We start from the raw sequence: 10,692 nt of genomic DNA on the forward strand, positions 1-10,692 counted from the left end.
TCTCCGGCGCCGCCGGTCCGTCGTCGAAGGTCAGGGCGACGCACCGGACCTGCTTGCAGTCGGTGTCGTCGTCGCCGGAGGCGGTGTGGGTGGGGACGGCCGGGCCGGGGGTGTTCGGCGCGCCCAGGTCGAGCGAACGGCTGGGGGTCATGGTCTGCCGCTGGGCGCGCTTGCCGAACGCGGACAGCCAGGGGGTGACCGTCTTCCTGGAGAGGGCCACCAGGAAGGTCCCGGCGGGCGGCGCGCCCACCTCGCCGCTGTCGAAGGTCACCCGCAGCCCGCCGTCAGCGGTGAAGGCCATGTTGTCCAGAGCGGTGACGCGGGAGGCAGGGTCGGAGAGCGTGCCGTCGAAGGTGGTCGTTTCGAAGCCTTCGCGCCCCTTGAGCTCGTCCTTCAAGGTGGCGATGAAGGCGTTCCGGGAGTCGTCGGCGACGAGTCCGAGAGCAGTGGCGTAATCGCCCGCGTCACCGTCGTACCAGTACGTCCTGGTCGACAGCCCGGACCCGGCGCCGCTGCCGTCCTGTGTGGTGAGCCGGACGCCGAGTACATCGCCGGAAGCCACCAGGAACCTGTGGCTGACGTTGAGCTCGCCGCCCGAGGCCTTTCCGCACGCCCCCTCGCGGAATGTGGCCAGGCGCTGCTCCACGTCCTTGTTCATCGCGGCCGTCATCGCCTCCGCGCCGGGCACGTCCGGGTAGCTCGTGGCGAAGGGGCAGGCGTGCTGCTCGCTGCTGTTGCTGACGATCTGCAGGCCCTTGATCTTCGACGGGTCGACGCTGTGGACGGGTGAGGGGGATTCGGCGGCGGCACGTGGCGGGCCGGCCGAGGCCGGCTCCGAGGAACCGGGGGAACAGGCCGTTGTGATCAAGAGTGTGCCGAGCAGCGGAAGCGAGGGCAGCAGGGTGCGAGTGCGCATGTGTGACCAGAACCTGGGAGAGAGGGGGCGGACGCCGTCGGCGGGCGCCACGGTCGTTCTGGTCACGAGCGTCCAGGTCAGAGGCGTTTTTCAGCGACCCTCGACGCCGCTCTGAAAAATCTGGTCCTGGTCGAACGGCGGGCGAAGGACCCCCGACTCCACAGACAGGAATCGATCTCAGCGGGGCACTGGCGCTTCGGAGGCGGACTCCGGTTCTGCGGTCTTCGGGACGAGCGCGCGGATGGAGGGGGTGGCGACCATGGCGAGGGTGGCGAGGAGGACGAGCGCGGCGGCCGCGTAGAGGGTGGCCTGGAGGCCGAGGAGGAGTACGGCGGGTCCGGCGGCGAACTGGGCGAGCGGGAGCGCGAGGTAGGAGCCGAGGTCGTCGTAGGCGTAGACGCGGGCGAGGCGGTCCTCTGGGATCTGTTCGTTGAGGGTCGAGTACCAGGCGACCCCGGCCTGTTCGCCGCCCACGCCCGCCACGACGTTGGCCACGACCAGCAGCCAGGTGTAGGGGGCGAGCGCGAGCAGCAGCGGAATCGTGGCCGTCAGGCCCATCAGCGCGCAGCCGACCAGGATCGCGCGCCGGGGCCGCCATCTCAGGGACAGGACGCCGCCGGCGACCGCGCCGAGCGAGCCTGCGGCGAGGGTCAGCCCCCAGCCGCTGCGGCCGATCTCTGTGCTGTCGGCGACGGCCGGACCGAGGACGGTGAACGATGCGGTGAGTCCGGCGTTGAGGAAGCAGAAAGCCACCACGATCACCCACACCCAGCTGCGGGAGGTGAACTCCTTCCAGCCGACGCGGAGTTCATGAACCATTCCGGGGCTGGGTGCGGGCGGCGCGGACCGGACGCGGACCAGCGCGAAGCAGGTGGCGGCGAGCGCGAAGCTGAGCGCGTCGACGGCCAGGCCCCAGCCCGGGCCGATCGCGGCGACCAGTACGCCGCCGAGTGAGGCACCCGCGACCACCGCGCTGCTGCCCGCGATGCGGGAGAGCGCGAGAGCGGCACGGCGGGACTCGGCGGGCACCGTCTGGGGCAGCAGCGCCTGGGCGGCGGGCTGATGGCAGGAGCCTGAGGCCCCGGAGACCGCGGCGAGCACCATGAGCAGAGGGATGGCGGCGTTGTGGGTGAGGACCAGAGCGGCGATCACCGCCTGGCTCACGCCGCAGACCACGCTGCTGCCGACCAACAGCGGGCCACGCGGTAACCGGTCCGCCAGCACCCCGCCGTACAGCAGGAAACAGATGCTGGTGAGGGAGTGGGCGCCGACCACCAACCCGAGCGAGCCGACCGAGCCGGTGGCATCGAGCACGGCGAACGCCAGCGCGATCGGCGCCACTCCGCTGCCGAGCAGGTTGGCCGTCGTACCGATGAAGAGGTGCCGGAACGGGCAGTGACGCAGAGGCGCCAGAGCGGCAGACATACGCCTGATCGTCGAGACCGGGCCACACGCCCGTCAACGGAATAAAGGACTGACACCGGGCCCAGACGATGCGGAGACTCCTCCCCCACCGCGAGTCCTAGCCCTGCACACCCACGGACTCGCGCCGGCCCCCGGCACCGACGACGTCGACGCCACGGGCGCACGCGCATATCGGGGCGTCCGCCGCCTCCCTAGGGCCTGTCCGGCGGATCAAGTCCGCGACAGATGAGCCCGGGCAGTGATCCACCGGACGCGACCAGCAAGGGGGCGTCAGGCCATGGAGAACTTGGCGACGTACTCGTCGAAGGGCTCGATGCCGATTGCCGCACGGAGTTCGTCCATGCGCTCGGGCTCTTCACAGGGCCACGGAACCGGCGCCCCGTCCTTCACGCCGGCGATCTGAGTGCCGTAGACCTGCTTGCGTCCTTCATTGACCAGCGTGCGGTCGCACAGAAAGGCCAGCTCGCGCGGGCTGGCCGAGCCTGCCGACACCGCCTGCTGCATCAGATGGAGGGCGCGACGCTGAACGTCGAGCTGCCGGTCGGCATGCTGAGCGATGAGCCATGCCGCGCGTGCGGCCTCCTCGCCGACCAGTTCCGCCGTCGGCCAGCCGTACTCCTCCATGATCTCGTTGAGCCGGTCACCGTGCCGAGCGGTCAGCCGCCGCCACGCCAGCTGCTCGGCGGGGTCATCGCTGTTCGCGCGGACTGCGGACTCGTGATCGGCCGCAGCCATCTCCGTGAGTTCCACCGCCAGCGCGGCAACGTCGTGCGCCACTCTCAACTCCCAGGTCAGATCCGTGCTTTGTATCCGCCCGCAAGCCTAGAGGCGCAAATCGGATGTAAAGATCATTCCGGAGAAGGGTGACAGGCGCCTCGCCGCACCGGGATAATGGATCTACCCCCGGAGCCAGAGCCGGATCGCTGCGACGGTCACGGTGCCCTGGAAGACGTAGACACGCTTGTCGAACCTCGTGGCAACGGCCCGGAAGTTCTTGAGGGCGTTGATCGTGCGCTCGACTTCGTTTCTGCGCTTGCAGATCGTTTTGTCGAAGCCGGCGGGCCGTCCGCCCTTGCTGCCGCGGCGTTGCCGGTTGGCCCGCTGGTTCTTCGGCTCGGGGATGGTGTGCTTGATCTGCCGTCTTCGCAGGTAGCGGCGGTTACGCAGGGAGGAATAGGCCTTGTCGCCGCCGAGGTGGTCCGGCCGGGTGCGGGGGCGCCCGCCGCCGGGCCGGCCGACACGGATTCGTTCCATGACGGGGATGAGCTGCGGGGCGTCGCCCCACTGGCCCGGGCTGATCAGCAGGGCCAGGGGGCGGCGCCCGCCTTCTCCGGCCAGGTGAATCTTGCAGGTGAGGCCGCCCCGGGAGCGTCCGAGCCCCTCATCGAGGCGGTGCTGCCGGGGCGTGCGTCTTATCCCGGCACTCGCGGTGATTTCTTGCTTGCTCCGGCGGCGTGCTGGTGGGCCCGGCAAGTGGTGGAGTCCACGCTCACCATGGACCAGTCGATGCGGCCCTGGGCATCCGCGTCGACCAGGACGGCCGCGTAGACCTTGTCCCACGTGCCATCCGCCGACCAGCGCCTGTGCCTCTCATACACGGTCTTCCACTTGCCGAACCGCGCAGGCAGATCCCGCCACGGCACCCCAGTCCGGTTCCGGTACAGGATCCCGTTAATGATCCTGCGGTGGCTGGCCCAACGCCCACCGCGCTGCCCTGACATGGGCAGATGCGGCTTCAGCCGGGCCCATTCCTCGTTCGTGAGATCTCCCCGCACCATGAGCATGCCAACGTGCCGGACCGCGAGAAGTCACTTGATCCGCCGGACAGACCCTAGTCGCGGCGCGGTTCAGTGAAAGGCTGGGTACGGGGTTGAGCCGAAGCGGAATGAGTCGAGGGAACGAAGCGTGGATTGGGGTCGGTTCGCGCGGCAGATGGCGGTCTGCGCAGCGGATGCCGGTTCGCGCAGCGGATGGCGTCGATGACGCGTGATCTGCTGGCGCAGGAATCGGCGACCGCCTCACTGAAGCAGATCGCCGCATCAGCCACCGAACCGGTCGAACGCTGCGAGGCCGCTGGCTGTTTGTAAGCACGCTTGGCGTTAACGGTCTGAACTGGCACTTCTCCGGCCCGACCTGGCCCCGCTTCGGGGCTGGTGCGGCGATTGTTCCGGCTTGCAAGGGTCTGGCACAAGTTCCGTGAGCCGGTTGCTGTCTGTGACCCCAGTGGCATGTGTTGAGATGACGTGACTCTGTTCGCCGACTTGCTGGGAGATCGTCTCCATGCCTGGTGCGTACCCCTCCTTGACGCGAGCTCTGGCCGAGGCTCTGGTCGATGTCCTCTGGTTCGTCGAAGGCTGTGAAGACGAGCAAATGGATCCAGGCGACGCCGTCAAGGTCTTGGAGGGCGTCGCTCACGTCGTGAGCAAGCTGTCGCGTGAGCAGCAGGACGAGTTCCTCGGCCTACGCGCCACCATGGCCCGCGAGGAGTCTGATCCGTCGCGGCGAGCGTTCCTGGAGGAGTTCCCGGACGGCTTCGGACTGGTGGAGAACGCGGTCTGACCGCAGCCGAGAGCAGGACCCGTTTACGCAGCAGTGCGAAGCCGGCACGGCCGAACATCTGCCTCTTGAGCATCTTGATCCGGTTCACTGCTCCTTCGGCCGGGCCGGAGTTCCAGTCGGCGGTCAGTCCCGCCGTCACCGCGTCAAGATCGCTGTTCAGGCCGACGGCGAAGCTGCTGATGCCGGGCAGGCTAGCGTCGGTGACCTCGGTGATCCACTCGGGGAGACGGTCGCCGCTGAGGGTGGTGAGCATCTCCGCGAACGAGCTGGCCAGTTCTGCGGCGGAGGCCAGCTGCGGGCAGCGGTCGAGTACGGCCTTGCGGTGCAGCTTCTCCTCTTCGGTCAGGGTGGCGGGATGCCGGGTGAGCCAGCCGGTCACCTGCCGTATCGACAGTGGTGGGGCGGGCGTGAAGCCTTCCTGCTGCGGCAGGTCGCGGCGCACCCAGTCGCCGACTGTGGAGTAGTGGCCGCGGAAGCCGCGCGCGGTGATCTCCCGGTGGAGACCGAGGATGGTCACGTGCCCGTCAGTCTCGGCCCAACGGTCGGCCAGGTAGGGCTTGAACAGGTCGAGTTTGCTGGGGAGTTGCCGCTTGCGGCCCTTGACCATGTCCTGCCAGCGGGCGGCGCGGGCGTACCTCTGCACGGTGTGCCGTCCCCAGCCCAGGTGATGGGCATGGTGGGCGCGGGCCCGTTCAGCGAGCTTGCCGGTCGGGCTATCCGTTTCGGCGTCCTGGCCGGGTGCCGCCCCGGCGGGCGTCTCCCATGCGGGCTCGGGGTTCTGGGCTGGGCGGTGGTAGGCCGCGCAGGCAGGAGCGGTGGACGGCGACGGTCTTCTCGACCGCGTTGGCCATGTTCTGCCAGAGGTGGAACCGGTCGGCGACCTGTAGGGCCTGCGGTGCGGCGGTGTCGGTCGCCTCGGCGTAGGCGCCGGCCCGGTCGCGGCAGAGGACCTCGAGTCCGGGACGAGCCGCGAGCCACGGGGCGAGGGTGGCGGCTTCGCGCTCGGGCAGCAGGTCGAGGACCTGGTGGGTCTCGGCGTCGATTACGACCGTTCCGTAGACGTGGCCGCGCCTGAGCGCGAAGTCGTCCACGCCGACGGCGCGGGGCTGCGTCGCCGCCGGGTCGGGCAGGTCCATCACCCGCCGCAGCAGCGTGGTGCGGCTGGTCGCGATGCCCATGGCCCGGGGCGAGGCGGGCACCGGCCCAACCCGCCAGGGCCAGCCCGATCTCACTCATCGCGCGGCGCAGCCGCTCGGTGGCCCGGCCGTGGCGGCGGGTCAGTCCCGGCACCTGCTCTACAAATGCCCGTCGGCCGCAGGCCGAGGCCGTGCAGAAGAACCGCCGAACACGCAACGCAAGCTGTGCTGGTCGCCCGGCAGCGGGCAGATCTGCCGGAAACCGCAAGTAGGAGCTGTGGACCCCTTCCGTCCAGTGGGCGCAGTCAGGACAGGCGGCCCCGGCGGGTGTGCACCAGACCTCGACGCGTATCGCCTCGCCGTGCGCATCTACAGCCACGACGGTGATGCCGGGGACCGACGGGAACAACAGCTCCTGGAGCCAGGACAACACCTCGTTCACGGCACCGAATGTCGGCCGTGTCACCCGCACGAGGAACAATTTCAAGGCGACTTCCGCACCCAGCACAAGAAGATCAACAACTACAACACGTGACCGGCTCACGGAACTTGTGCCAGACCCTTGAAATGGCCCCGGCTTCCGGTCGGCTCCGGCCCCAGCTTCGCCGGGACGGCTGTGCCGGGCGACTCGCTGCGGGAGAGAATGCTGGGCATGACGACTTGAAGAGTGCCGGCCGGGCGGCAGCACTGGCGCAAGGTCGGGAGCTGGAACACGGTCTACGACGGGGACCGTCAGATCTGTGCCGCCTGCGGTACGCCCGTCCGCTCGTACCAGTACCGATTTCATCCACCCGAGTCCTCCCTGTTCGAGCGGTGCATCGGACTCGCCTGGTGTTCCTGTTGCCGGATCTACTCCGGGAACATGGTGCACGTCCCGCGAAAGCGGGTCCTGGACGACGCCCTCGCTTCGCTTCCCCGCGAACAACAGGAGAGGCTTACTCGTTCGGAGACACGGCTGATTGAGTTCCTGGACCGCCAGGCCCGAGGCAGCAGCGAATAGTTTCCACCGGCCGACTGGTCTCGGTGCGACTTCTGCGTCTGCTGCTGCACCACCTTGGTCTGGGCGGGACGGCAGGACTCGGTGCCGGTCTCGATGACGGTGCCGTTGAAGGTGAGTCGGTCGACGATGGCCGCGCAGAGCATGGGGTCGGTGAACGTCTTGGCAGCTGTTTCTCGTGGGCGGCTTCGACGGGTTCGTTGACGAGTTTCGCGGCGAGCGCGTAGCGGACCTGGGAGCCGCCCATCGCTGCGGCAGACCGAGGCCGATCAGCAGAGGGGACTTGCCGGTGCCGGAGTCACCGATGAAGCAATCGGCTCGCCCTTCTTGACCCATTCGCAGGTGGCGAGGTTGTTGATCAGGGCCGGCGTGACGTTCCGGTTGGGCGTGTAGTCGAAAGTGGATAGCCACTTCGGGCGTGGGAAGCCGGCCGCGCGAATCCGGCGCTCGGACCGGTGCCGGTCTCGTTCTCGCACTCGGCCATCAGCAAGTCAGCGCAGAAGCCGCGGTACGACAGGTGCTCGCGCTCGGCGCGGGCGACGGTGTCGCGAGCCCCTCGACCGGCTCGTCGTCCATTCCCGTCCACGGGTCCAGCCCTACGGCGTCGCCGATGACCAGGCCGCGCCGGTCGACAGGTAGGTGCCCGAACCGGACGGGGACCGATTGCTCTGCGGTCCCGGGCCAAACGAGTCCGAGGCTGATCTCCAGCATCGCGATCGTCGGTTCCTCGTCGAACGGGGACGGCGAGGTCGTCGCCCTCACCTTCAGCGTCCGGTCGGCGGCGGCCGGGACCGCTGAGGGATGTCCGCGCGCGAGTCTCAACTGCCTCTCGGATCCACGGAGCGGTCATGCCTCACACCCTGGCAGTTGCGCCCGCGCCCGGACCGGCCCAGGCGAGGGCGTGGGCGCGGGCCCTTGACCGGAATCAGGAGTCGGTCGGTCCGTTCAACGGAGGCCGTGGTCGTTCCGGCGAAGCCTCATGTGTCGGACTCCGCCGTGGACGCTCCAGAGATCGACTCGACCAGCCATCTCTGTTCCGCCTCTCCGTTGCGGGGGCTCGGTACCAGAATGGTGCCGGCCTCGGGCGAGGCGGGGGCGATCACGAGGTTCCCCTCGTCCCGGGTGAAGAGTTCGCCTTCGGGGCTCAACTCGAAGCGGAGACCGAAGGAGACGTCGCCCGAGGAGTCGCAGGACTCCAGATCCAGCACCTCGTCGTCCCCTCCGGCGTCCAGACAGAGATCCGGTGCCGCGAGATTCCTCAGGAGTCCGTCCTCAAGGTACGTCCACCGCTGCGTACTGTCGCTTGAGCAGGTGGACAACGTGACCTCTGCGCCACGTTCGGGCGGCGTTCCACGGACATCCATGCACAGGTCGGCGGCAGCGTTACGCAGTCTGCCGCTCTCCGGGGGGACAGGCAGGGCGGTCGAGGCTGCCGGGGATGCAGTCGACGGCGTGGGCGTAGGCGTGGGCTGCTGTGTCTGGGGAGTCGGTGTGGTGTTCTGGGACGACGTGCCGGTCACGAGGAGTGCTATCGCGACGGCAGCTGAACCGGCGGCGATTCCGACCACGAAGATCTTCGTGCCCCTGCGGCTAGCACGAGGCTTTCGCTTCCTCGCCGACCCGTGCGGCCCGCGCCGGGTGCCTGAGTGACCGGCGTCGGCTCCGGCGGCGGCCGTGGCAGCGGACGCTGTCCGCGAAGGACGCGCCCGGCACGCGGCCAGATAGGGATGAGCGCTCTCGCCGAGGAGTGCTTCCGCCAGCAGCACGCCCGGTTTCTCGGCGCACAGCCTGAGCTGTTCGGCGGCGTGTCGGCAGTAGGCACACTGATCCAGATGCACCTGCACCTCGGGCAGCGTGGCACCGGCTCCGCGTGAGGATGCGTCAAGAAGGCGGCTGTAGTCCCGGCACTGTCTCCCAGCCGAATTCTCGACATGCGTGCGCAGGAGCGCCGACCGCAACTGCTCCCGCGCCCGGTCCACCTCGAAGGGCGTTATGTCCCCTTCGATTCCGAGCAGGGCCGCGGGGACGGCCGACGGTTCGGCTTCCACGTCCATGTGCCAGAGAATGTACTGCGTGGTCCTCGGTAGTTGCAGAAAAGAGACGTGGCTCAGGTGCCGGTTCTCGGCGACCGAGCGTGAGGGGGGTTTGTCGCTGTCGGCGGCCCCGGCCTGGTCGTACGACAGCCCCGAGGCGCTCCCCGTCCGTGACCGCGCTCGCGCGGCCTCCCGCACGGTGACGAGAAGGCGGGGGCGCAGGGCGCCGGTGGGCCCGGTTCTCTGGAGTTCCTGCACCACCTGGCGGAATGCGGCGGAGGCGAACGCTCGCGCGAGGGCGGGGGAACCGGAGGCACAGATCTCCGCGTAGTCGGAGACCGACGGCCCATGTCGCGCGATCAGCGCGGCGACAGGAGTGGTGCCCTCGATGGTCCGGGACATTCTCAGCGCGGCGACGAGGACGTCGTCGGACATCCCCGGAGCGGTCTCGGGGTCGGGGGCCACGCTTGCGGGGAACTGGTGAGCGGAAGACACAGGGGGCTTTCCTTCTCCCAGGCGTACTGGGCAGCCTCATCCCGAGCCGTTGCGGGAACAGCAGCGGCGCGGACCTGGCTGTGGCCGTGCGGAGAGCGGGGCCTCGCGGTGGTGACCGCCTGGGCGTGCCGCGCGACCGCCTTGTGGGGGTGAGCGGGCAACGCCAGGACCTGTGCAAACCAATAAGCCGGTTACGAACTGTCCTGGGCATGAACCACCCTGTCACACAGGCCAGATGTCCAACAAGAGGCAACAAGAGGCGCTGGGACGAAGGAGAACGGGATCGGGCTCTCGCGGGCGGAACGTCGCACATCGGTGAGCCCGTCGGCCACCCCGAACTACGCTACCGGCGGTTGGACCAGGAGAATCTGCTCTGCCAACCCTCGGGTCCCGCCCGACCCGCAGCTGCCCTGGGCGTGACCGCGTCGCCTGGGGAGGCGTGCCGGGCGCGTGGGCGGAGGTTGCACTGTGCGGGCGGTCGTGTAATGAACGGTCCCGGTGGGCGAGCTCGGGGCGGGCGGGAGAGCGAGGGACGACGGGGACCTCGCCTTCCACAACCAGCCCCCTTGAAGCCGGAAATCGAACGGCGCGTTCTCAGCGCATCCCCGGACGGGGGCGCCTTCGGCCAGTTGTCCGGTCAGCGGCTGCGGTTGGTGGACGCCGGGACGGGCGGACAGCTGGCGTTGTTCGAGATGGGGGCGACGACGGAGACCGCGTTCCTCGGAGGCGAGCCGTACCGGCGAGCCGGCGCGTGGACGTTTCGCGCGGTGGGACAGCGGTAGGCCTACGGATTCACGTGGCACCGCGACCGCCCCGATCTCTCCCCCGCCGACGTACTCCTTGGCGGTGCCGCCACGCTTACAACACCGCCCCGCGCAGACGGCGCGCAGCGAACGGACACATCCCCCGCCCGTGTCCTGTACTCCGCCCTGAGGACACTCCAGGTGGAACTCGGCTGACCCGGCAGCCGCCCACCGGCCCGGTGGTGAAGTGAACGCCGTGGAGGAACTGGGTTGAGTGCCCGCAAAAGCAGTGGAGAAACCAAGGAAATCGACCGTGTGTTCTCGCATTTGCCGGGCACGAGGAGCGACGGAGGTTGATAACTATGGTTCCCCTGCTTCTCGTTCTTCT

Annotated in this window: 9 protein-coding genes and 2 pseudogenes; 2 read left to right on the forward strand and 9 right to left on the reverse strand. The window is 69.0% G+C overall.

The window, feature by feature from the left end:
* From ACZ52C_RS41655 to ACZ52C_RS41685, 7 genes and pseudogenes are all read right to left on the reverse strand, one after another.
* Window positions 1–916: hypothetical protein (locus ACZ52C_RS41655; protein ID WP_469079739.1), on the reverse strand; the 916-nt coding region annotated here is incomplete at its 3' end.
* Window positions 917–1,093: 177 nt separating this feature from the next.
* The gene (locus tag ACZ52C_RS41660; RefSeq protein WP_469079740.1) at window positions 1,094–2,341 is read right to left on the reverse strand and encodes an MFS transporter; all 1,248 of its coding nucleotides are present in this window, start codon (window positions 2,339–2,341) and stop codon (window positions 1,094–1,096) included.
* A gap of 270 nt (window positions 2,342–2,611) precedes the next feature.
* Window positions 2,612–3,118, reverse strand: coding sequence for a DUF6624 domain-containing protein (locus ACZ52C_RS41665; protein ID WP_469079741.1), 507 nt, complete (start codon window positions 3,116–3,118; stop codon window positions 2,612–2,614).
* 120 nt (window positions 3,119–3,238) lie between these two features.
* Window positions 3,239–4,119, reverse strand: a protein-coding gene (locus ACZ52C_RS41670) for an IS5 family transposase (RefSeq protein ID WP_469079747.1) whose coding sequence is annotated in 2 segments (ribosomal slippage) — window positions 3,239–3,756 and window positions 3,756–4,119 — 882 coding nt in all. Because the reading frame shifts where the segments join, the coding sequence is not laid out codon by codon here.
* A gap of 611 nt (window positions 4,120–4,730) precedes the next feature.
* Window positions 4,731–5,507: an ISL3 family transposase gene (locus ACZ52C_RS41675; protein WP_469079742.1), complete on the reverse strand. Its 777-nt coding sequence runs from the start codon at window positions 5,505–5,507 to the stop codon at window positions 4,731–4,733.
* A gap of 106 nt (window positions 5,508–5,613) precedes the next feature.
* Complete coding sequence (locus ACZ52C_RS41680; RefSeq protein ID WP_469079743.1) at window positions 5,614–6,099, reverse strand: ISL3 family transposase; 486 nt, start codon at window positions 6,097–6,099, stop codon at window positions 5,614–5,616.
* 184 nt (window positions 6,100–6,283) lie between these two features.
* Window positions 6,284–6,478: pseudogene (locus ACZ52C_RS41685) on the reverse strand (ISL3 family transposase); the annotation flags it as partial.
* Between ACZ52C_RS41685 and ACZ52C_RS41690 the strand changes: the two are divergent.
* Window positions 6,398–6,571, forward strand: coding sequence for a hypothetical protein (locus ACZ52C_RS41690; RefSeq protein WP_469079744.1), 174 nt, complete (start codon window positions 6,398–6,400; stop codon window positions 6,569–6,571). The pseudogene ACZ52C_RS41685 and the gene ACZ52C_RS41690 sit on opposite strands and share 81 nt — an antisense overlap.
* A gap of 506 nt (window positions 6,572–7,077) precedes the next feature.
* On the opposite strand, the pseudogene ACZ52C_RS41695 reads toward ACZ52C_RS41690, so the two are convergent.
* Window positions 7,078–7,580, reverse strand: a pseudogene (locus ACZ52C_RS41695) (ATP-binding protein); the annotation flags it as partial.
* A gap of 430 nt (window positions 7,581–8,010) precedes the next feature.
* Window positions 8,011–9,561, reverse strand: coding sequence for an RICIN domain-containing protein (locus tag ACZ52C_RS41700; RefSeq protein WP_469079745.1), 1,551 nt, complete (start codon window positions 9,559–9,561; stop codon window positions 8,011–8,013).
* A 566-nt stretch (window positions 9,562–10,127) separates the two neighbouring features.
* Between ACZ52C_RS41700 and ACZ52C_RS41705 the strand changes: the two genes are divergently transcribed.
* Window positions 10,128–10,343, forward strand: coding sequence for a TerD family protein (locus tag ACZ52C_RS41705; protein ID WP_469079746.1), 216 nt, complete (start codon window positions 10,128–10,130; stop codon window positions 10,341–10,343).
* Window positions 10,344–10,692: the final 349 nt, after the last annotated feature.

It is taken from the genome of Streptomyces sp. NPDC034049, from assembly GCF_055575575.1.

Coding starts and splice junctions, on each gene's coding strand:
- ACZ52C_RS41660 (WP_469079740.1), bottom strand. CDS start 2,341: ATGTCTGCCGCTCTGGCGCCTCTGCGTCACTGCCCGTTCCGGCACCTC.
- ACZ52C_RS41675 (WP_469079742.1), bottom strand. CDS start 5,507: ATGGTCAAGGGCCGCAAGCGGCAACTCCCCAGCAAACTCGACCTGTTC.